Origin of the sequence: Citrobacter sp. 506 (genome assembly GCF_050434985.1) — a bacterium.
GTDB classification, from domain to species: Bacteria; Pseudomonadota; Gammaproteobacteria; order Enterobacterales; family Enterobacteriaceae; genus Citrobacter; species Citrobacter braakii.
The window spans coordinates 245,388-267,885 of sequence record NZ_JBNDJN010000004.1 but is presented as its reverse complement, the minus strand read 5'-3'; the positions used below and the strand labels follow the sequence as shown (position 1 = coordinate 267,885).

The following is a 22,498-nucleotide window of genomic DNA, read 5'->3' as shown; positions in this document are numbered from 1 at the left end:
TACTGGCGGCGCAACGTCGGCGCCGCCTGTGTTTTTATTTATTATGAAAATAACCATCTTCGATGGTGACTTTGAGTACGACTTTCTTCACTGCGTTATTACAAATAAAACGATAGGCTTCATGGTTGTCACAAATAACCATTTGTCCTTCGCGCACTTCTACGGTTTTTCCACAGCCTTTCAGATATTCGCGATCGGTTTCATCGCGATAATATTCAACCACCTGGAGATCCTCTTTGGCGGCATACTCTATTTTTTGCTGTCCTTGCAGGTAGTAATGGATTTCAAAATAACGACGATGACCGGTAAACAGTGCATCGGTCGCGGAGTCTGTCTCCACGCGATAGCTCAGGGAATCACCGATAGAGTGGGCGACGCCTGGTTGAATATTATCAATATTTTCAATCGCTTCGACGCAGCGCTGCCACTTCTTCCCGGATGCGTAAATTTGTTGGAACTGCGCTAAGTTGTCGATGATCCTCATTTTGTATTCTCACTGTGCAAATTCGTGGAAAAGAACCCGGTACCAAAGACGCGGCTGGCGGCGGTTTGAGCGCTAGATTCGCTACCGGAAACCGGCAACAACGTGAAGCCGTAGCTGAACGAACGGAACCAGACGCGCCAGGAATCAAGCACCTCGCTTCCCCAGGAGTTGGAGCCTAAGCCCAGCACCTGGTGGTCCAGATTTAGGGTGATGTCATCGCTGCGCTGCAGCGCATTACAGTGCTGTGCGGCAAAGATATTTTCTGGCGTATAGCGCCAGGCGCTCAGGTTGACAGGGCGCTGCGGAACCACCAGCAGACCGTTGCCGTGGCGGTTGGTTAGCGTTGCCCAGCGCACGTCCTGACGATTGCCGTTGTTTTGCGGGAACGGATAGTTTTCGAACATCTCATCCACGCTGCTGCGCCAGATATCGATGATGTTGGCCTGCTGGCTATCGGCATAGTTTTCACCGGGACCACGTCCGTAATACGCCACCTGCCCCAAATCGCCGTTGATGCCCATCGTGAAGCCGATGCACGGAATAATGTCCCGGTACTCGCCGTAAGGCTGGCCGGAAAGCTCCACGTTCAACTGACCATCTGCGGCAATCCGCCAGCGGTAGGTACAGCGCATACCGAAATCAAATACCGGCGGGGCGATAATCGTCTGGCTGGTTATCAACAGCGCGTCATCGGTTTGCTCAATGGCAAAATCGCGCAGATGCTCCTGCATAATCTGTAAATGATTTGGTTGCCAAAGGCCTTCGAACTCTTGTTTGTGGTTATCAATGGTTGGTTTGAAGAAATTAATCTTCGGCTCACGGGTAATCAGCTCCTCACCGTTAACGGTCCAGCTAATGGGCTTACCGTTCAGTTTTGAGAAGGTCAGAAGGAAGTTATAACCGCGTATGGTGCAGCTCTGGCGGCTGTCTTCCAGCGTCAGAGGGGTAGCGTTTTGCTGGCTAAACGGTACGGCAGCCGCCGTTCTGGCCTTCAGCGGGAACTGATAAGTCGCGATGTGGTGCCCGGCTTCGCTGTATAACGTGCGGGAATCTTTCGTCACGATGACGTTGAGGAACGCTTCGCGCGCATCCAGCTCCGGCAGTGTGCATTGCACAAGGGTATCGCTATTAGGAGGGACGTCGCGCAGTTTTATCTGCTGAGCAGAAAGCGTATCTCCTTCGGCGCGAACCTCAATATGCAAGGTGTAGTCGTCAAGCGTGGTAAACCACAGTTTGTTTTCTACCCGTAGCTCGCCGCGAGCCAGATCCTGTGCGCGTACTTTTACTGGCGCAATCACCTGCTTGTACTCCTGCAGACCCGGCCCCGGGGTTTGATCGGAATAAATCAGGCCATCAAGGCAGAAGTTGTAGTTGTTCGGATAGTCGCCGTAGTCGCCGCCATATTTGTACCAGACGTTGCCGTCGTCATCTTTGGCCTGAATCCCGTGATCGCACCATTCCCAGACATAGTGTCCCTGAATGCAGTCATGCTGATAAAAGACGTTCTGATATTCCGTCAGCCCGCCGGGACCGTTGCCCATGGCGTGAGCATATTCGCAGATGATGCGCGGCTTAGGATGTGGATATTCGCCAAACTCATTCATCAGCGGCACACGGGTGTACATGGTGGAGATGATATCCACCACTTCGGCGTCACGATCTTCTTCGTAATGGATCAGACGCGTGTCATCCAGCGCTTTCGCGGCGTGATACATGGCGCGGATGTTACAGCCGTATCCGGATTCGTTGCCGAGCGACCAGATGACGATCGACGGGTGGTTTTTTTGTGCATGGATGTGGCGCACGATGCGCTCAACGTAGACGTTTTCCCACAGCGGATCGTCGGTTATCCGGCTGATATCGCCGATATTGGCGAAGCCGTGAGATTCAACGTCGGTTTCGGCCATCACGAACAGACCGTAGATATCGCACAATTCATAGAAGCGCGGATCGTTCGGGTAATGGGCGGTACGCACGGAGTTGATGTTGTGCTGCTTCATTAACAGCAGATCTTTTTCAACGCGATCCATGCCAACCGCACGGCCTTTAAGATGATCGTTATCGTGGCGGTTAACGCCATGCAGCATCACGTAGCGGTTATTGATGTAAAACAGACCGTCGCGAACTTTGATATCGCGGAATCCGACCCGCTGTGGCACGACCTCAAGGAGATTGCCGTTGGCATCTTTCAGCGTCATCACCAGATGATAAAGATACGGCGATTCCGCTGACCACTGCTGCGGCGCGCTAACCTTGAAATTAAAAGCGGTGCGGGTGTGTTGATCCACTGCCAGATTGTTAATCACGCCGCTATGCAGCGCCTGCTCACCGTCAAACAAGGTGTATTCGAGCGACGCCATCGCTGGCGTGGAACCCAGGTTTTCCAGCGCAATGTCGCAGGTGAGGATGGCGTCGCGATAGTCATCATCGAACTCGGTGCGAACAGTAAAATCCTGAATATGGGTCGCCTGTTTGCCTACCAGATAGACGTCGCGGAAAATTCCCGCCGACCACCACATGTCCTGGTCTTCAACGTAAGTGGAATCAGCCCATTGCATTACGCGAACGCACAGCAGGTTGTCACCGGTCTTTACGACCGCGCTGATATCAAATTCAGCCGTCAGGCGGCTGCCTTTGCTGAAACCGACGTACTGACCATTCACGTAAACTTCGAAGTAGGTTTCTACGCCATCAAATTTAATCAGCGTTTGTTTGCCCTGCCAGCCTTCGCTGAGGGAGAAAATGCGCTGGTAGGCTCCGGTGGGGTTATTGGTCGGAACGTAGGGGACATCAATCGGGAAAGGAAAACCTTCGTCGGTATACTGCAGTTTGCCATGTCCTTCCATCTGCCACATGCCTGGGACGGTGATGCTGCCCCAGTCATTCATCAACTGCGACGTAAAGATTTCCGGCACCTGCAGCGGATGCTCAAAGAACTGAAAATTCCACTGACCGCTTAGCAACTGAAAGAGGCTGCTGGTTTCGCGGGCAAACGAGCGAGCCTGCGCAACGGAGTCATAAGAGAAAAAATATGCGCGTGGCGCCAGTCGATTTTCGTGGGTGAGCTGAATGTTTTCCCAGCGATTCATAAGGCCTCCCGGTGGAGAAAAATCGGAACCATTCATTGTAATGGTGAGTAAGTGTAATTGATGGTGATTTTAGTAAAAGTTTTACTAAAATATAGCGAGTGAGGTGATTTACTTTAACTGGATCACGAAAATAATAGGGGCGCAGAAAATAATGCATGACAATGCGCGCCCGGCATCAGAAGAAACCGGGCGTGTTTACTGGGGATTTTAGCGGGTGGTGCCGCGCAGTTTCAGCTTGCTGGGAACAAAAACCAGCAGAGGAAGCGCACGCCCATCGCGGGCTTTCTCAAACAGCAGGTTGACGCCCTGACTGCCCATCATTTCTGAATGGATGCGAACGGTGGAAAGCGGAGGAAAGGTGAAGCGCGCTGTCGGGATATCATTAACGCTAATTAGCGAAATGTCCTGCGGAATGTTCAGGCCACGCTCGTGAATGGCGCGCAGAACGCCAATAGCAATCGAGTCTGAAGCCACAAAAAGGGCACCGGGATAGTCGGCTTTCGCCAGCATTTTTTTGGCCAGTTCATACCCTGATGAACTGGAGAAACCGCCGCGATAGATGTCCTGTTCAGAAACGACCTGCTGCAGACGACCGTATTCGACAAACGCGGCTTCACGGATATCTGCCTTGCCGGGTTCGTCTTCACCGCCGATGAAGCCAATGCGAGTGACGCCCTGGGCGATGAAGTAGTCGATGCTCTCTTTACTGATGCGGGCCAGATCGATATCGACGGCGTCATATTCGCTGCCGGGTTCATGGAAATCGATAAAGCAGATGTTGTCAGTAAGCGCTGTTGCCGCATTACGCAAAGCCGGAGAAGGCTTGCCGACAATAAGAATGCCGGTAATGTTTTTGCTCTCCGGCAGCCCACTGTGCTCATAGCAGTTGGTCAGTTCGATCCCCAGCTTCTCACACTGGGTTTCTATTCCGTGACGGATCGCGAGATAGTAAGGATCGTTGATTTCCAAATCCTGCTGGTAGCTGTAGAGCGCCAGAATATGCTGGGGGCCGAGCGCGCAGGTCTGGTTTTTACGAGCACTGCTGGTTTTGTACTCCAGTTTTTCCGCGATCTCCAGAATGCGATGCTTGGTCTCTTCTTTTACATTCAGCGTGGGGTCATCGTTTAAAACCCGGGACACTGTCGCCAGGGACACGCCAGCTTCGATTGCGATGTCTTTAAGTGTTGCCATGTTTGCCTTTTCCCTGAGTTACCTGCGCATTGTAAATGAAGTGCTTATCTATTCATCTGTTTTCAGTAAAAAAAGTACGTTTAATTGACATGCCTGGGGTAAAACTGGGCTTTCAGAGTGTGATGACTACGTCATTTTCCCGCTTTTGAGAACCATGCCAAGAAAATATTTTGCTAGTATTTAGTAAAATTTTACCAAAGGAGAACACAATGGATACCGTCGCATTTGCTGATTTTGCCCGAATGGAAATACGTGTTGGAAAAATCGCACAGGTAAAGCGCCATGACAATGCTGATAAGCTGTATATCGTGCAGGTGGATGTGGGAGAGCGTACGCTGCAAACCGTGACCAGCCTGGTGCCTTATTACAGCGAAGAGGAGCTGATGGGGAAAACGGTGGTGGTGCTGTGTAATCTGCAAAAGGCCAAAATGCGCGGGGAAACGTCAGAATGCATGTTGCTCTGCGCTGAGACGGACGATGGCAGCGAAAGCGTGCTGCTGACGCCAGAACGCCTTATGCCTGCGGGTGTGCGGATTGTTTAAGTTGTGCTAATTGCCGGATGGCCGCTACGCTTTTATCCGACCTACATTTGATCCCGTAAGCCTGAGATGCGCAGCGCCATCCGACCTGTATTACACCTGCTCCACGCTCACCCGTAATGCTGCCAGGGCTTTGCGCGTCGATCGCAATACCAGATCGCATTGCTCGATCGTTAACGTTAACGGCGGTTCGATACGGATCGTCTTTGCATTGTTTAGCGTGCCGGCAACCAGTACCCGCTGGCGGAACATCTCACTGGCAAAGTTGTAGCCGATTTCATTATCGACAAACTCAATTGCCATCAGCATGCCTTTACCGCGTACATCATGCACCAGGTCTGGGTACTCCCGCGCAAGCTGGCGGAAACCATCCAGCAACATATCGCCTTTCTGCTCCGCCTGAGCCGGTAAATTTTGCTCCAGCAGGACGTTAATGGTGGCTAACGCAGCCGCACAAGCGAGCGGGTTGCCGCCAAACGTGGTGGTATGCAAGAAGGGATTGTCGAACAGGACGGAAAACACCTCTTCAGTGGCAATAGTTGCGCCAATTGGCATCACGCCGCCGCCCAGCGCCTTGGCCAGACACATAATGTCGGGCTGCACGTTTTCGTGCTCGCAGGCGAACATTTTGCCGGTACGACCCATGCCGGTCTGCACTTCATCAAGGATCATCAGCGCGCCAAACTCATCGCAAAGTTTACGCACGGCGGGCAAATACCCTTGCGGTGGCAGGATCACGCCCCCTTCACCCTGGATAGGTTCGAGGATCACGGCTGCGACGTCGTCACCGGTCTTTTTACACTCGCTGAGCATGGTGCGCATCGCGTTAATATCGCCAAACGGCACATGGCGGAAACCCGGCAGCAGCGGCATAAAGGGTTTGCGGAAGGTTGATTTAGCCGTGGCGGACAGTGCTCCCAGTGATTTGCCGTGGAATGCGCCACTGGTGGCAATGAACGTAAATTTACCGCGCGGCGATTGATACGCTTTCGCCAGCTTCAGAGCGGCTTCAACCGACTCGGTCCCGCTGTTACAGAAAAAACTGTATTTCAGTTTACCTGGCGCCAGCGCGGCGAGGGTTTTTGCCAGCATGGCCCGCAGAGGGTCAAGTAACTCCTGGCTGTGCAGAGGTTGTTTCGCGAGTTGATTCTGTACGGCGGAAACCACGACTGGATTACGGTGCCCCACGTTGAAAATTCCAAATCCACCCAGGCAATCGACGAACTCCTGCCCCTGGGTGTCGACAAGCGTATTCAGGCTTCCCGCTTGCCACTCTACGGCTCCGTAATCCCCGCCTGCAGTTACAGATTTTCGATACTCTAAGAACCCCGGATTGACATGCTCCTTGAAGTATTCAATCACCTCTCGGTTTAAAGATTTCATTTCCTCATGATCAAGCGTGCGCTTTTCGATGAGATTCAGTGCGTGTGCGCTGCAGGCCAGGGCCGATGCGCTGGAAGGTAACCTGTTCAAAATATGCTCCCGGAGCTCGCGTATCACATGATACTGATTTAAGTATTGCAGTGATTGCGCCATTCCGGCGCGCTTAGCAAAAATCGGGATAAACACCAGGAAACATCTCATTCACGCAACATTTAATGCTGACGTTTAACATTTGCTGGCATTTTGCCCAGGTTAAGGCCGTGAAAACAGATCGGAAAAGCACTTTTCTGCGCTAAAAGTGAGCAATATTTGCACTGTGACGGTGCGTTGGTAGACGTGTAGTTGAATAGTTACTGAATGAAAGTATTTTAAATCAATGGATTAGAATGCGTACAGATTTTGAGGTTTAATCGCAAATTGCGATCTAAATCAAATTTAACAACTAAAGATAAAAAAATTATCGCCGAAATAACATAAGCCGAAAGAGTTAACAACCAGATAACCTGCACAGGACGCAATCATGTCTTCTCATCCCTACGTTAGTCAGCAAAATACACCGCTGGATGATGATATCACCCTCATGTCGACCACCGATTTACAAAGCTATATCACCCACGCGAACGATACCTTTGTCCAGGTCAGTGGCTATCAACTGAATGAATTGCTCGATAAGCCGCACAATCTGGTTCGTCATCCGGATATGCCAAAAGCGGCGTTTGCGGATATGTGGTACACCCTGAAACAGGGCGAGCCATGGAGCGGGATTGTGAAAAACCGGCGTAAGAATGGCGATCACTACTGGGTAAGGGCCAATGCGGTGCCGATGGTACGGGAAGGTCGTGTCACCGGATATATGTCGATTCGTACCCGGGCCACGGACGAGGAGATTGCGGCGGTAGAGCCTTTATATAAAGCGCTGAATGAAGGGCGTTGCAACCGACGTATCCATAAAGGACTGGTGGTACGCAAAGGCTGGCTGGGTAAACTCCCGGCGCTGCCGATTCGCTGGCGAGTGCGCAGCGTAATGGCAATTATGTTTATCGTACTGGCAGCCGCATTGCAGCAAATGGGCGCCGAATGGCCGTTACTACTGATAAGCGCGCTGGTGATGATGCTGGGAACGGCTATTTTCGAATGGCAGATTGTGCGTCCTATTGAGAATGTCGCTCGTCAGGCGCTAAAAGTGGCGACCGGTGAACGAAACAGCGTGTCACATCTTAACCGCAGTGATGAACTGGGCCTGATGCTGCGAGCGGTGGGGCAACTGGGGCTAATGTGCCGTTGGCTCATCCATGATGTCTCCAGTCAGGTGAGCTGTGTGCGCAGCGACAGCGAAACGCTGGCGAAAGGCAGCGATGATTTAAACAAGCATACGCAGCAGACCGTAGAGAACGTGCAGGAAACGGTGACCACTATGAATCAGATGGCGGCATCGGTGAAGCAAAACTCAGAGACCGCCGCCGCGGCCGACAAGCTCTCCATTGCAGCCAGCAGCGCGGCGACGCACGGCGGCGAGGCGATGGATACCGTCATCAAAACTATGGACGATATCGCCAACAGCACCCAGCGGATCGGCACCATTACCACGCTGATTAACGATATCGCTTTCCAGACTAATATTCTGGCCCTGAACGCCGCTGTTGAAGCCGCACGGGCGGGTGAGCAGGGGAAAGGGTTCGCCGTGGTGGCGGGAGAGGTGCGTCATCTTGCCAGCCGCAGCGCCAGTGCAGCCAATGATATCCGCAAGCTGATTGATGCCAGCGCCGATAAGGTGCAGTCCGGATCTGACCAGGTTCACGCCGCAGGGCGCACGATGGATGATATTGTGGCGCAGGTGCAAAACGTGACGCAGTTGATCGCCCAAATCAGTCACTCAACGCTGGAACAGTCAGATGGTCTTTCGAGCCTGACTCGCGCAGTGAATGAATTAAGCAACATTACGCAGAAAAACGCCGAGCTGGTTGAAGAGAGTGCCCAGATTTCCGCGATGGTGAAACATCGCGCTGGTCGTCTGGAAGATGCAGTCACGGTGCTGCATTAATATTAAGGATAAAGGCGGAACGCAGGGTGAACGCGTTCCGCCTGCTCTGTAGATTAATCCAGTTGAGTAATATCCAGCGCAGCGCGATCGATAATACCGATGATTTTTTTGATCTGCGCATCGCTGGTATCACCATGATTGACCCGTAGGTCCAGCACGGCTTTGAAGTTCTCCAGCGCGCGTTTCATCTGCGGGTTCTTGCGTAATTCAAAACCCACGCAGCGGGCTTTAATACGTTCGTGGATATGTTCCAGATGCTCACGGTTTTCATCCAGCCACTGCTGGCCCTGGGTTGTGATCGCAATCTGTTTACGCCCGCCTTCCTCGTCGCTGATGGTGATCAGCTCTTGATCCTGCAAGAAATCCAGCGTCGGATAGACGACGCCCGGGCTCGGGGTATAGTTGCCCTGAGTCAGGGTTTCAATCGCTTTAATCAGCTCATAGCCGTGGCTGGCGTCGCGGGTCAGGATATCCAGAATGACCAGTCGTAATTCTCCGTGACCGAAGAAGCGCTGGCGACGACCGCCGCCGCGACCGTGGCGGTGTCCACAACCCTGTTCGTGGTGATGTTCTTTGTTGCAGCCTTCATGGCGATGTTCTTCACCTTTGCAGCAACCTGCATGGTGTTCGTTGTGGCGGCCTTCGTGGTGATGCCCTTCACCCTTGCAGCAGCCTTCGTGTTGGTGCTCTGTATGCTTGCAGCAACCTTCATGATGGTTTTGCATCATCGTCTCCTGATGTGTTTTAGATATATCTAATTTATATCTAAATATTGTTTTGGTGCAAGACTATAAAATGTTTTTTTGTTTAACTTTATGATTTTTATCTTTTTTAAAGGTGTGTGTTAGCCGTTTAGTCAGAAGGCGACTATATCAAAAAAGTGCTTGCAATCTTTCTGATTAGCAATCATTATCATTTAAAAATTAAATTAGATATATCGTATTATCTTCCGAAGGCGAAAAAATGACAAAAAACACCTCACGCTACCCGCAGCGCGTTCGCAATGAACTGCGTTTTCGGGAACTTACCGTCCTGCGCGTCGAACGTATTAGCGCGGGCTTTCAGCGCATTGTACTGGGCGGTGACGCTCTGGATGGTTTTAGCTCACACGGCTTTGACGACCATACCAAGGTCTTTTTCCCTGAACCGGGCAGCCACTTTGTGCCGCCGGTTGTCACCGATGAAGGTATTGTCTGGGCTGACGGCGTGCGTCCGATATCCCGTGATTACACGCCGTTGTATGACGAAGCACGCCATGAGCTGGCACTGGATTTCTATATTCATGACGGTGGCGTGGCAAGTACGTGGGCGATGAATGCCCGCGAGGGTGACAAGCTGACGGTAGGTGGACCGCGCGGTTCTTTGGTGGTGCCAGAGGACTATGCGTATCAGGTTTACGTGTGTGATGAATCGGGAATGCCTGCGCTACGCCGACGCCTGGAGTCGCTCAGCCGTTTAGCGGTACGTCCGAACGTCACGGCGCTGGTAAGTGTGCAGGATGCCGCGTACCAGGACTATTTTGCCCATCTCGACGGATTTACTATTCAGTGGTTTATCGGCCATGACGAACAGGCGGTGAATGAACACTTATCGCAGCTAAGCGTACCTGCAGATGATTATTACATCTGGATTACCGGCGAAGGTAAGGTGGTCAAAAACCTGAGTGCTCGCTTTGAAACCGAGGCGTTCGATCAGCAACTTGTTCGCGCAGCGGCTTACTGGCATCAGCGTCGTTAATCAGTAATTAGATGGCGGCACGCCAAACGCCTGGCGGAATGCGTAGCTAAATGCCGCGGTGCTTGAATACCCTACGTCGAGTGCCACGGCGGTCACGCTTTTATTTTTCTTCAGCATTAATACGGATTCCAGAATACGCATTTTTTGCTTCCAGACGCTGAAAGGCAATCCGGTTTCTTTTTTGAAATGGCGTGAAAAGGTACGGGCAGACATACCCAGATGCTGCGCCCAGTATTCAACCGAATGCTCCAACGCCGGGGATTCTTGTATTGTTCGGCAAACTTTGGTTAATTCGCGATCCTGCGGCCAGGGTAATACAAAAGCGACTTCCGGAAGCTGCAGAATAATGTCGACCAGGACGCTAACCAGCTTGCCCTCTTTTGACTGGCTATCATAATGGCCCGAAATTAAATTCGTGGCGTAATGAATAAACTCTCTGGCGAAATCACTGATAGCCACCACTTTACATTCATTGATGCTCTCTTCAAGAAAGCTCGGTTTAATATCCAGATTCTCTAAATACACATCATCCAATGCCCAAACCGCATGCTCCGTATTATTCGGGATCCAGATGCCATAATGCGCCGGGATTATCCAGCACTTGCCTGCAACATCAATACGCATACTGCCTTTGCGGGCGAAATGAAACTGCATAAAAGAGTGTGAATGCTGTGGAACATGATGATTGGCTTCCAGGACATACGAGCGAAAGTAAACATCCTGCGGCAGTTCCGTCATGGAGTTATCCGGGAAGGAGTTCCACTGTTTTTGCACGAGAGTTTCCATAAATAAATCGTCAATGCTCCCGATGGTGTGTCCGCTGCTCGATAGATCTTGTCCGCGGATCATAATACATACACTCTGTTTTCCATAATAATCTTGCGTAAGAATTTTTAGCCCACCTTTGGTAAATACCATGAACTCGCTTTGTTCAGATGCTGTCATCGTCAATGAAACAAATGATAACTGGACCCGAATGGGAAAAGAGCTGCTTTCGCAAGCGGATATCAGGATTAATGGCTCCCGTGCCTGGGACATTCAACTTCATCATGCCGGTTTCTTTAAACGGGTACTGCAACAAGGCTCGTTAGGGCTTGGCGAAAGCTATATGGAAGGCTGGTGGGACTGCGAGCGGCTCGATATTCTGTTCTGCAAAATCCTGAAAGCAAAACTTGATCAGCAGATGCCGGGTAACCTGAAAGATATTTTACGTATTGCCAGCGCACGCCTGTTTAATTTGCAGTCGCGGAGCCGCGCGTGGATTGTCGGCAAAGAACATTATGATATTGGTAACGATCTCTTTGCACTGATGCTTGATCCGCATATGCAATATTCCTGCGCTTACTGGAAAGACGCAACCACATTAGACGATGCGCAAAATGCCAAATTAAAAATGATCTGTGAGAAGCTACAACTGAAACCGGGCATGCGTTTACTCGATATTGGTTGTGGCTGGGGCGGGCTGGCGGAATATGCGGCGCGTCATTATGGCGTGGCGGTGGAAGGCGTCACCATTTCCAAAGAGCAGCAAAAAATGGCGCAGCAGCGCTGTGAAGGACTGGACGTTAAGATTCTGCTGCAGGATTATCGCGACCTCGATAAACACTACGATCGCATTGTCTCCGTGGGGATGTTTGAACACGTCGGGCCAAAAAACTACGACACCTATTTCAGCATCGCCGACCGCTGTTTAAAACCGGACGGACTGTTCCTGCTACATACCATTGGTAGCAATAAAAAAGGGATGAGCGTCGATCCGTGGATCAATAAATACATTTTCCCGAACGGCTGCTTACCGGCGATCTCCCATATTGCCGAAGCCAGCGAATCACGGTTTGTGATGGAAGACTGGCATAACTTTGGCAGCGATTACGATAAAACGCTGATGGCGTGGCACGAGCGCTTTAATCAAGCGTGGCCGGAGCTGTCATCACGTTATTCCGCCACCTTCAGAAGAATGTTTAACTACTATTTATGCGCCTGCGCCGGGGCTTTCCGCGCCAGAGATATTGAACTTTGGCAGGTGCTGTTTAGTCGTGGCGTAGAGGGCGGGATCCGCGTTTATCGTTAACGTTCTGCCTGATAAGCGAAGCGCCATCAGGCAGTAAATACCTGAGAAGCGCTCCTTGTTACATCTTAGCCCAGCTCACTCTCCGCCAGCGCTTTAAACACCATCGCTACGGCGTGCGCGCCGGGGTCCATATTTCCGAGTAGGCTTTCGCTGCTCAGATACGATGCGCGACCCGCATTGGCTTTGCTCGACAAACAGGTTCGTTCGGCTCCCGCTTGCGCGGCGTCGAATGCGGCCTGCAGATTTTTCGGCTGTGTAAGCAGAGAGGTCAGGGCCGGTTGCAGCGCATCAATCATCGTGCGATCGCCTTCGTCTGCGCCGCCGTAGAACTTCATCTGCGCCAGCCCCGTATTTAGCGCTTCGACAACGTTAGCGCCCTGTTCCAGTTTCTGCCCGGCGGCGGTAAAGAAGATTGACATCAGCACACCGCTGGAACCGCCCATCACCACGGTCAGACGTTCGCCAATCAGCGCGAACAGCGTGGCAAGGTTATCCAGCGGCAGCTGCTGGCGATGCAGCAGGCTGGCAATTTCACGCGCGCCGGCGGCAAAGGTCGAACCGGTATCGCCATCGCCGACTTTGGCGTCCAGCGCATTCAGATGAGTCTCCAGATCGGAAAGGGTTGCGGTGACCAGCTCCACTATCCCGGCCACCAGGACGTTTGCCGAAGGCTGGAATTCCACGCGGGCGCTTCGCTGAGATGACGCTACGCAGGTGATTTCACGCGGTGGGACCGGCGTCGGCCAGTTGCTGGTTTCCACTTCGGTGAGCAGTGCTTTTTCGATGCTCTCTTCCAGCACGATGGCCGTCAGTGAGAAGCCTTTCATATCCAGCGCGGTGACCAGCGAGGCCGGGCCAATTAGCCAGTCGATACGCGAGTGCAGCGGGCTGCTGGCGAGTTCGCGGGTGATGATGGCCATTTCGGCCACGGAAACGCCGCCAAGATTATTAATCATCACCGCCAGACGACCGGTTTCAGGCAGGGCGGCCAGCAGTTTATCCACCATCAGGTTCACCACTTGCGCACTGTTTTGGGTGTCGATAACCGATGCGCCTGGTTCGCCGTGAATGCCCATACCCAGCTCCGCATGACCCGGATGATGACGAGGGGCTGCGTCGGTTTCTTGCGGCAGATGACAGCTGGAAAGGGCTACGCCCAGGCTAAAGGTGTTGCTGGCTGCGTACTGCGCTTCACGCAGGACGGTGGCGAGGTTATAGCCGCGTTCGGCAAAATAGCCTGCGACTTTATGCACCAGGATAGTTCCCGCAATGCCACGTGGGTGTTTGTTATCCGGCAGGGAGATGTCGTCGCCGACAATCAGCATTTCAACGTTATAGCCAAGGCGACGCGCCTTCTCGGCGGCGAGACCGAAATTAAGACGGTCACCGGTGTAGTTTTTCACAATCAACAAACAGCCAGCCTCACCGGTCACCGCCTGAATGGCGGTCAGTACTGCATCCACGCTCGGGGAGGCGAAAACATCGCCGCAGACCGCAGCGGTTAGCATGCCTTTACCGATAAACCCAACGTGCGCGGGTTCGTGTCCCGAACCGCCGCCGGAAATGACCGCTACGTTATTTTTATTAAGGTCACGACGGACCACGATGCGAATGGCCGGATCGCTTTCCAGACGCGCCAGGTTATTCCATGGGCTGGCGATAATCGCCCCGTCGATGACGTCGCTCACGAGATGGGTGCGTTGGTTAAAAAAGAATTGAGACATAACGGCTCCTCGAGGTTGAGTGAAAGACAAACCCCCGAATGTAGGATCATGGTGCGGAGGCAATGAAGAGATTCTGGCGAAGTCAGCGTGGAAAAAAACAACGCTAAAATGAGTTTCATTACGGAACGTTGATGCTGTTTTTTGTTCCGAAATGAAACTTAAAAAAGCGGGGAATAATCATAATGCGAGCTCGCTCGACTTTTTTCTCCTGCGATCAGCGCCGCTCATACGCCGCAGCCAGCCTTTTTTTGCCGGTTTTAATACAACTGCATGAGTAAAAGAGGAACTGAGCTTCGTGTTTGCCGGAGATTTGGGGGTAAATGTACGGATCGGGATCGCAAACCTTATCATTTTTATGGATAAGCGTTCCAGAATGGAACGTGCGTCGTTTTTATCTGTTTCATATCAGAACAAAATGACGAAAGATTTTTTTGTTCACGCCTCGCCATACAGTTATTGCATCGCTCCGGTACCTCCTGTTTTTGCCGACAGCAACAGGCCAAACAGGTTAACGCCAGGGCTCACCATGTAAAAACATGTACTTATTTGAGGATGAAAGGAATGCTAAAAGTTATTCAATCTCCAGCCAAATATCTCCAGGGCCCTGACGCTTCCACCTTATTTGGTCAATACGCTAAAAATCTGGCGGACAGCTTTTTCGTGATTGCGGATGACTTCGTGATGAAGCTGGCGGGAGAGAAGGTACTCAATGGCCTGCACAGCCACGACATTAGCTGCCACGCAGAACGCTTCAACGGTGAATGCAGCCATATTGAAATTAATCGCCTGATTGCCATTCTGAAACAGCACGGTTGCCGCGGCGTGGTTGGGATTGGCGGCGGGAAAACGTTGGATACCGCCAAAGCGATTGGTTACTACCAGAAGCTACCGGTGGTGGTGATCCCGACTATCGCCTCTACCGATGCGCCAACCAGCGCGCTGTCCGTTATCTATACCGAAGCCGGTGAGTTTGAAGAGTATCTGATCTACCCGAAAAACCCGGATATGGTGGTGATGGACACCGCAATCATTGCCAAAGCGCCGGTACGCCTGCTGGTGGCCGGGATGGGCGATGCACTCTCAACCTGGTTTGAAGCGAAAGCCTGTTATGACGCCAGAGCGACCAGCATGGCGGGCGGACAGTCCACCGTAGCGGCGCTGAGCCTGGCGCGCCTGTGCTATGATACCCTGCTGGCGGAAGGCGAAAAGGCACGCTTTGCCGCGCAGGCTGGCGTGGTGACTGATGCGCTGGAGCGTATTGTCGAAGCGAACACTTACCTCAGCGGCATCGGCTTTGAAAGCAGCGGTCTTGCAGGGGCGCATGCTATCCACAACGGTTTTACGATTCTGGAAGAGTGCCACCATTTGTACCACGGTGAAAAAGTCGCCTTTGGTACGCTGGCGCAGCTGGTGCTGCAAAACAGCCCGATGGAAGAGATCGAAACCGTGCTGAATTTCTGTCAGAAAGTAGGCCTGCCGGTAACGTTAGCGGAAATGGGCGTGAAAGACGACATTGACGGCAAGATCATGGCCGTGGCCAAAGCGACCTGCGCGGAAGGTGAAACCATCCACAATATGCCGTTCCCGGTGACGCCTGAGAGCGTACATGCCGCGATTCTGACGGCAGACCTGCTGGGACAGCAGTGGCTGGCGCGTTAATCAGTCGTCGGTAAGTTTTTATCCGGCATCTTCTCCCCCCTCTGACAGTCTCTGCCGGAGGGGTTGTCTATGGTAAAACAGCGGAAAGGGATATGACGACGCACACTCAGGACATTGGGAAGGAAGTCTCTTCGGTCATTGCCCAGTCATGGCATCGTTGCAGCAAGTTTATGCAGCGGGAAACCTGGCAGGCGCCGCATCAGGCGCAGGGCCTGACCTTTGAGTCGATCTGTCGTCGCAAAACGGCGCTGCTGACGATTGCTCAGGCCGCGCTGGAAGATGCCTGGGAGTTTATGGACGGCCGTCCGTGCGCGCTGTTAATTCTGGATGAATCGGCCTGTATTCTCAGCCGTTGCGGCGATCCGCAGACGGTGGAGCAACTGGCGGAGCTCGGTTTTCGCGACGGCAGTTACTGTGCGGAAAGCATTATTGGCAGCTGCGCGTTGTCGCTGGCGACGATGCCGGGGCAACCGACAAAAACCTCTGGCGATCAGCACTTTAAACAGGCGTTGCATCCGTGGTCGTTCTGCTCTACGCCAGTATTCGATAACCATGGTCGACTGTTTGGCTCCATCTCGTTGTGCTGTCTGGTAGAGCATGAGTGCGTTTCTGATTTATCCCTGACGCTGGCGATTGCCAGAGAAGTCGGCAACTCATTGCTGACTGACAGCCTGCTGGCTGAATCCAACCGCCATCTGAACCAGATGTACGGGCTGCTGGAGAGTATGGATGATGGCGTGATGGCCTGGAACGAACAGGGCGTATTGCAGTTCCTCAATGCGCGCGCGGCGCTGCTTTTGCATCTCGACGCGCAGGCCAGCCAGGGGAAGAATATTAACGACCTGCTCAATCTCCCCATGCTGCTGCGTCGGGCGATCAAACATGCCCGCGGCCTGAATCATGTCGAAGTCACCTTTGAAAGCCAGCACCAGTTTATTGATGCCGTCATCACCCTGAAACCGATTGTTGAAGAGCAGGGCAACAGCTTTATCCTGCTGCTGCATCCGGTGGAGCAAATGCGTCAACTGATGACCAGCCAGCTCGGCAAGGTGAGCCACACCTTTGAGCAGATGTCGACAGACGATCCAGAAACCCGACGCTTGATCCATTTCGGTCGTCAGGCGGCGAGGGGAAGTTTCCCGATTCTGCTGTGCGGGGAAGAGGGCGTCGGTAAAGAGCTACTGAGTCAGGCCATTCACAATGAAAGCGAACGCGCCAGCGGGCCGTATATCGCCGTGAACTGCCAGCTGTATGCCAACAGCGTACTGGGGCAGGATTTTATGGGCAGTGCGCCCACTGATGATGAAAACGGGCGGCTAAGCCGTCTTGAACTGGCGAACGGCGGCACGCTGTTTCTGGAAAAAATTGAATATCTGGCGCCGGAGTTACAATCCGCGTTGCTGCAGGTGATCAAGCAGGGGGTTTTAACACGCCTGGATGCCCGGCGGCTGATTCCGGTGGATGTCAAAGTGATCGCCACCACCACGGTTGATCTCGCGAATCTGGTGGAGCAAAACCGCTTTAGCCGTCAGTTGTATTACGCGCTGCACTCTTTTGAGATCGTTATCCCGCCGCTGCGGGCGCGGCGTAACAGTATTCCATCGCTGATTTATACGCGGTTGAATAGCCTGAAAAAACGCTTTTCATCCAGCCTGAAGATCGACGACGACGCGTTGGCACAACTGGTGGCCTATTCGTGGCCGGGTAATGATTTTGAGCTGAACAGCATTATTGAAAACATCGCCATCAGCAGTGATAACGGCCATATTCGGCTGAGCAATCTGCCGGATTATCTGTTTGCCGAACGCCCTGGTCTGGAGACGGCGTCTTCACTGCTGCCCGCCAGCCTGACCTTTACCGCCATCGAGAAAGAGGCGATTATCCATGCCGCCCGCGTGACCAGTGGGCGTGTTCAGGAGATGTCGCAACTGCTGAATATTGGTCGCACCACCCTGTGGCGTAAGATGAAGCAGTACGACATCGATGCCAGCCAGTTTAAGCGCAAACATCTGGAGTAGTTTCTTCGATTCTGGCCATCGAGAACAGCGCATCCGACAGCCGGTTGATATAACGCCTGGCCTCATCGCGTAACGTCAGCGTTCTTCCCATCGCGATGAGGATCCGCTCCAGCCGACGCGTCAGGGTTCGCGCAACGTGCAGCTGTGCCGATGCCAGATTTTTCCCCGGAATAACAAACTCTTTGAGCGGGCCGCTTTGCGCCATATTGCGGTCAATAAGCTGCTCCAGCGCCTGAATATCCTCTTCGCCAATACGCTGTTTTAAGCGTGTGAGTCCTTTCTGATCGCTGGCGAGTTCCGCCCCCAGTACGAACAGCATCTTCTGCATAGCGCGCAATTCCTGGCGTAGCTCGGCCTGGCGCGTGCTGGCATAGCAGACGCCAAGCTGGGAAATCAGTTCATCCACCGTGCCGTAGGCCTCAACGCGGATGTCGTCTTTATCGATACAGCTGCCGCCAAACAGCGCGGTCGTGCCGTTATCGCCGGTTCGGGTATAGATGCGGTACATTTATTTTATCTCGCTGAAGGGAAGAACTTTAACCAGTTGACCGGCATTGGCGCCGAGCGTGCGGATCTGTGCTGTCCCGGCGCGGGTATGCCCGCAGACCAGCGCCCGATCCTCGGGCAACTGGGCATGGGTTAAGGCAATATCACCGGTGGCGTTGAGACCGAGACCCACGCGCAGCGTCGAACTTTTGGCTGCCAGTTTGCTGAGCGCCAGCGCGCAATCATGATCGTTGCAACAGATTGCCCGGCAGGGAACGCCTTGCTCTTCCAGCCCCCAGCACAGCTCATCAAGCACGCGAGTACCCTGCCAGCGTGAGTGATAAAACAGGTGTACGCCCGGTGATGAAAGTGACATTGCGCCCCCTGCGTTATCAGAATGCCTGACGGAAGATCTCGGCAATTTCTTTCTCGTTCCCTTTGCGCGGGTTGGAGAAGGCGTTGCCGTCCTTCAGCGCCATTTCCGCCATATACGGGAAATCGGCTTCTTTGACGCCCAGATCGCGCAGATGCTGCGGAATACCGATGTCGGCGGAGAGGCGGGCAATAGCATGAATGGCCAGCTCGGCGGCATCCATGGTGGAGAGTCCGTCCGTGTTTTCGCCCATAAACTCTGCGATGTCGGCAAATTTTTCCGGGTTAGCGATCAGGTTATAGCGCGCTACGTGCGGCAGCAGTACGGCATTCGCCACGCCGTGCGGCATGTCGTAAAGACCGCCAAGCTGATGCGCCATCGCGTGAACGTAGCCGAGGTTGGCGTTGTTGAAGGCCATACCCGCCAGCAGGGAGGCGTAGGCCATGTTCTCGCGAGCTTTCAGGTTGCTGCCCAGCGCCACGGCCTGGCGCAAGTTACGGGCGATCAGGCGGATCGCCTGGATAGCGGCAGCGTCGGTGACCGGGTTGGCATCTTTGGAAATGTAGGCTTCCACGGCGTGGGTCAGGGCGTCCATCCCGGTGGCCGCAGTCAGTGGGGCTGGCTTGCCGAGCATCAGCAGCGGATCGTTAATGGAGACCGACGGCAGGTTGCGCCAGCTGACAATCACAAACTTCACTTTGGTTTTGGTATTGGTCAGCACGCAGTGGCGGGTGACTTCGCTGGCGGTACCGGCGGTGGTATTCACCGCAACGATCGGCGGCAGCGGGTTGGTCAGGGTTTCAATCCCGGCATAGCTGTAGAGATCCCCTTCGTGAGTCGCCGCGATACCGATGCCTTTACCGCAATCATGCGGGCTACCGCCGCCAACGGTAACGATGATGTCGCAATGCTCTTTCCGAAAGACCTCCAGGCCGTCGCGCACGTTGGTGTCTTTGGGGTTTGGCTCAACGCCGTCAAAAACCACGACGTCAATACCGGCTTCACGCAGATGCGTGAGGGTTTTATCTACCGCGCCGTCTTTAATTGCCCGCAGACCTTTATCAGTGACCAGCAGCGCTTTTTTACCGCCCAACAGTTTACAGCGTTCGCCGACCACGGAAATAGCATTGGGGCCAAAGAAGTTCACATTTGGCACCAGGTAATCAAACATACGATAGCTCATAATATACCTTCTTAGATTTAAATTATAATTCAGAGAAAAAATTCAATGCGGTTTCTGCTAATAACCTGTCTTGTTCGACGGTACCGCCACTTACGCCAACGGCACCGATTACTTTGCCGTTTAATATGACAGGTAAACCGCCGCCAAAAATAACAATTCGTTGTTGATTGGTGAGCTGCAAGCCATATAGAGAGGCACCTGGTTGTACCGCATCGGTAATTTCATGGGTACCCTGTCGCAGGCAGCAGGCGGTATAAGCTTTATTAAGAGAGATATCACAGCTGGTGACAAACGCGTCGTCCATACGTTGCATTAGCAGCGTGTTCCCGCCGTGATCCACCACGGAAAATACCACCGGAACGTTGATTTCAAGCGCTTTAGCCTCGACGGCCTGCGCCATTTTCTTTGCAGCCGCCAGCGTAATGGTGGCGATTTGTTGGCTCTTATTCACATTCTCTCCTGAAAAGGTTGTAGGGCTGAGGTCACGAAAATATCGCGCAACAGCTATTTTTATCATTGGCTTTATCTTATTTTCTCGCCCCGCGTTATTAAGTCAATAGGGTGGGGATTTCAAAAATATTACGTTCAGTTTCCTGTTGTGGCGTTTATTGATAATGATCATTTAACCTCGTCACAATTCACGGCGAATATTCCTGAGCAGCGTTTCAATATGAAACGATGAGTTTTTATTACGTACCAAATTGGAACGAAATTAATTTTATTTTTTTATTGTCCTGCTCATTTAGAGTTCGGCTATTGCTGATGAAAGGCGAATGCCGGGTGTTGTGTCCCCGGCAATACGGCCCGGCGTCCCTATTTTTTATCTTTTGAGTCCATAAACTATGAGAAGATCAAAACGATTCGAAGTGCTTGCCCAGCGGCCTGTAAATCAGGATGGGCTAATTGGCGAATGGCCTGAAGAGGGGCTGATCGCAATGGAAAGCCCTTACGATCCGGCTTCGTCGGTGAAGGTGGAAAATGGTCGTATTGTTGAGCTGGACGGCAAGAGCCGCGCCGAGTTCGACATGATTGACCGGTTCATTGCCGATTACGCGATTAACGTGCCCGAGGCCGAGCGCGCCATGCAGCTCGACGCGCTGGAGATCGCCAGAATGCTGGTGGATATCCACGTCAGTCGGGAAGAGATCATTGCCATTACGACTGCCATCACCCCGGCGAAAGCGGTGGAGGTGATGGCGCAAATGAACGTGGTGGAGATGATGATGGCGCTGCAAAAAATGCGCGCCAGACGCACCCCCTCCAATCAGTGCCACGTGACCAACCTGAAAGATAACCCGGTACAGATTGCTGCCGACGCTGCTGAAGCGGGGATCCGTGGCTTTTCCGAACAGGAAACAACGGTCGGGATCGCCCGCTATGCGCCGTTTAACGCCCTGGCGCTGCTGGTGGGGTCCCAATGCGGTCGCCCCGGCGTGCTGACGCAATGCTCCGTTGAAGAGGCCACGGAGCTGGAACTGGGAATGCGCGGGCTAACCAGCTACGCCGAAACGGTGTCGGTATATGGCACGGAGTCGGTGTTTACCGATGGCGATGATACGCCGTGGTCAAAAGCGTTTCTTGCCTCGGCGTATGCTTCTCGTGGTCTGAAGATGCGCTACACCTCCGGCACCGGCTCGGAAGCGCTGATGGGCTATTCCGAAAGTAAATCGATGCTTTATCTGGAGTCGCGTTGCATTTTTATCACCAAAGGCGCGGGCGTACAGGGGTTACAAAACGGCGCGGTCAGCTGTATCGGCATGACCGGCGCTGTGCCGTCGGGGATTCGCGCGGTGCTGGCGGAAAACCTGATTGCCTCGATGCTCGACCTTGAAGTGGCCTCCGCCAATGACCAGACCTTTTCCCACTCCGATATTCGTCGTACTGCTCGCACCCTGATGCAGATGCTGCCGGGCACCGACTTTATCTTCTCCGGCTATAGCGCGGTACCGAACTACGACAACATGTTTGCCGGGTCGAACTTCGACGCTGAAGACTTCGATGATTACAACATTCTGCAACGCGATCTGATGGTTGATGGGGGCCTGCGTCCGGTCACGGAAGAGGAGACAATCGCCATCCGCAATAAGGCCGCACGCGCCATTCAGGCGGTGTTCCGCGAACTGGGCCTGCCGCTGATTAGCGATGAAGAGGTGGAGGCCGCCACTTACGCTCACGGCAGCAAAGATATGCCCGCGCGCAATGTGGTGGAAGATTTGGCTGCCGTGGAAGAGATGATGAAACGCAATATCACCGGGCTGGATATCGTCGGCGCGTTGAGTTCCAGCGGCTTCGAAGACATCGCCAGCAATATCCTCAACATGCTGAGGCAGCGTGTTACTGGTGATTACCTGCAAACGTCGGCCATTCTGGATCGTCAGTTCGACGTCGTCAGCGCCGTTAATGACATCAACGATTATCAGGGACCCGGCACCGGCTATCGCATCTCTGCCGAACGTTGGGCGGAAATTAAAAATATTGCGGGCGTGGTTCAGCCCGGCTCGATCGAATAAGGCGGTACAC

General features: G+C 53.1%; 18 protein-coding genes. 7 read left to right on the top strand and 11 right to left on the bottom strand.

The window, feature by feature from the left end; genetic code table 11:
• Positions 1-34: 34 nt before the first annotated feature.
• The 3 genes from ABIE10_RS16800 to ebgR form a co-directional block, all read right to left on the bottom strand.
• Positions 35-484 carry a beta-galactosidase subunit beta gene (locus ABIE10_RS16800; RefSeq protein WP_016154597.1) on the bottom strand — a complete coding sequence of 150 codons (450 nt, stop codon included), beginning with the start codon at positions 482-484 and terminating at the stop codon, positions 35-37.
• Positions 481-3,573 (bottom strand): beta-galactosidase subunit alpha, encoded by a 3,093-nt coding sequence (gene ebgA / locus ABIE10_RS16795; protein ID WP_429156357.1) that lies wholly within the window; start codon positions 3,571-3,573, stop codon positions 481-483. Before ebgA ends, ABIE10_RS16800 begins: the two co-directional genes overlap by 4 nt.
• A gap of 207 nt (positions 3,574-3,780) precedes the next feature.
• Positions 3,781-4,764, bottom strand: a complete 984-nt coding sequence (gene ebgR, locus ABIE10_RS16790) for a transcriptional regulator EbgR (protein ID WP_200084101.1) — start codon at positions 4,762-4,764, stop codon at positions 3,781-3,783.
• Positions 4,765-4,973: 209 nt separating this feature from the next.
• On the opposite strand from ebgR, the gene ABIE10_RS16785 reads away from it, so the two are divergent.
• Positions 4,974-5,306 carry a tRNA-binding protein gene (locus ABIE10_RS16785; RefSeq protein WP_016157522.1) on the top strand — a complete coding sequence of 111 codons (333 nt, stop codon included), beginning with the start codon at positions 4,974-4,976 and terminating at the stop codon, positions 5,304-5,306.
• A gap of 90 nt (positions 5,307-5,396) precedes the next feature.
• Here the strand turns inward: ABIE10_RS16785 and ygjG are convergent, their stop codons facing one another.
• On the bottom strand, positions 5,397-6,776 hold the full coding sequence (ygjG, locus tag ABIE10_RS16780) for a putrescine aminotransferase (RefSeq protein WP_049259762.1): 1,380 nt from the start codon (positions 6,774-6,776) through the stop codon (positions 5,397-5,399).
• Positions 6,777-7,206: 430 nt separating this feature from the next.
• Here ygjG and ABIE10_RS16775 point away from each other — a divergent pair, with 430 nt between their 5' ends.
• Positions 7,207-8,727 (top strand): methyl-accepting chemotaxis protein, encoded by a 1,521-nt coding sequence (locus ABIE10_RS16775; RefSeq protein WP_016154592.1) that lies wholly within the window; start codon positions 7,207-7,209, stop codon positions 8,725-8,727.
• A gap of 53 nt (positions 8,728-8,780) precedes the next feature.
• Here ABIE10_RS16775 and ABIE10_RS16770 read toward each other — a convergent pair whose 3' ends face one another.
• Positions 8,781-9,455, bottom strand: coding sequence for a PadR family transcriptional regulator (locus ABIE10_RS16770; RefSeq protein WP_161623113.1), 675 nt, complete (start codon positions 9,453-9,455; stop codon positions 8,781-8,783).
• A gap of 235 nt (positions 9,456-9,690) precedes the next feature.
• Here ABIE10_RS16770 and ABIE10_RS16765 point away from each other — a divergent pair, with 235 nt between their 5' ends.
• Positions 9,691-10,464: a siderophore-interacting protein gene (locus tag ABIE10_RS16765; RefSeq protein ID WP_049040510.1), complete on the top strand. Its 774-nt coding sequence runs from the start codon at positions 9,691-9,693 to the stop codon at positions 10,462-10,464.
• Here ABIE10_RS16765 and ABIE10_RS16760 read toward each other — a convergent pair whose 3' ends face one another.
• Entirely contained in the window at positions 10,465-11,313 is an 849-nt protein-coding gene (locus tag ABIE10_RS16760) for a helix-turn-helix domain-containing protein (protein WP_047358672.1), read from the bottom strand. It lies immediately after the preceding gene.
• Positions 11,314-11,380: 67 nt separating this feature from the next.
• On the opposite strand from ABIE10_RS16760, the gene cfa reads away from it, so the two are divergent.
• On the top strand, positions 11,381-12,535 hold the full coding sequence (gene cfa / locus ABIE10_RS16755; RefSeq protein WP_019077741.1) for a cyclopropane fatty acyl phospholipid synthase: 1,155 nt from the start codon (positions 11,381-11,383) through the stop codon (positions 12,533-12,535).
• A 65-nt stretch (positions 12,536-12,600) separates the two neighbouring features.
• On the opposite strand, the gene ABIE10_RS16750 is transcribed toward cfa, so the two are convergent.
• Positions 12,601-14,259 carry a glycerone kinase gene (locus tag ABIE10_RS16750; protein WP_279263750.1) on the bottom strand — a complete coding sequence of 553 codons (1,659 nt, stop codon included), beginning with the start codon at positions 14,257-14,259 and terminating at the stop codon, positions 12,601-12,603.
• A 561-nt stretch (positions 14,260-14,820) separates the two neighbouring features.
• Between ABIE10_RS16750 and ABIE10_RS16745 the strand changes: the two genes are divergently transcribed.
• Positions 14,821-15,918 (top strand): glycerol dehydrogenase, encoded by a 1,098-nt coding sequence (locus ABIE10_RS16745; RefSeq protein WP_016154586.1) that lies wholly within the window; start codon positions 14,821-14,823, stop codon positions 15,916-15,918.
• Between the two features lie 92 nt (positions 15,919-16,010).
• Entirely contained in the window at positions 16,011-17,936 is a 1,926-nt protein-coding gene (gene dhaR, locus ABIE10_RS16740; protein ID WP_047499188.1) for a dihydroxyacetone kinase operon transcriptional regulator DhaR, read from the top strand.
• Here dhaR and ABIE10_RS16735 read toward each other — a convergent pair.
• The 4 genes from ABIE10_RS16735 to ABIE10_RS16720 are packed head-to-tail and all read right to left on the bottom strand — an operon-like array spanning position 17,914 to position 20,429.
• Positions 17,914-18,444, bottom strand: a complete 531-nt coding sequence (locus tag ABIE10_RS16735; RefSeq protein WP_047499190.1) for a cob(I)yrinic acid a,c-diamide adenosyltransferase — start codon at positions 18,442-18,444, stop codon at positions 17,914-17,916. The genes dhaR and ABIE10_RS16735 overlap by 23 nt on opposite strands.
• Entirely contained in the window at positions 18,445-18,798 is a 354-nt protein-coding gene (locus ABIE10_RS16730; protein ID WP_047499192.1) for a glycerol dehydratase reactivase beta/small subunit family protein, read from the bottom strand.
• Positions 18,799-18,814: 16 nt separating this feature from the next.
• On the bottom strand, positions 18,815-19,978 hold the full coding sequence (gene dhaT, locus ABIE10_RS16725; protein ID WP_016157511.1) for a 1,3-propanediol dehydrogenase: 1,164 nt from the start codon (positions 19,976-19,978) through the stop codon (positions 18,815-18,817).
• Between the two features lie 22 nt (positions 19,979-20,000).
• Positions 20,001-20,429, bottom strand: coding sequence for a GlcG/HbpS family heme-binding protein (locus ABIE10_RS16720; protein WP_047499194.1), 429 nt, complete (start codon positions 20,427-20,429; stop codon positions 20,001-20,003).
• A gap of 391 nt (positions 20,430-20,820) precedes the next feature.
• On the opposite strand from ABIE10_RS16720, the gene ABIE10_RS16715 reads away from it, so the two are divergent.
• On the top strand, positions 20,821-22,488 hold the full coding sequence (locus tag ABIE10_RS16715; RefSeq protein WP_016154580.1) for a propanediol/glycerol family dehydratase large subunit: 1,668 nt from the start codon (positions 20,821-20,823) through the stop codon (positions 22,486-22,488).
• The last annotated feature ends 10 nt before the right edge of the window (positions 22,489-22,498 follow it).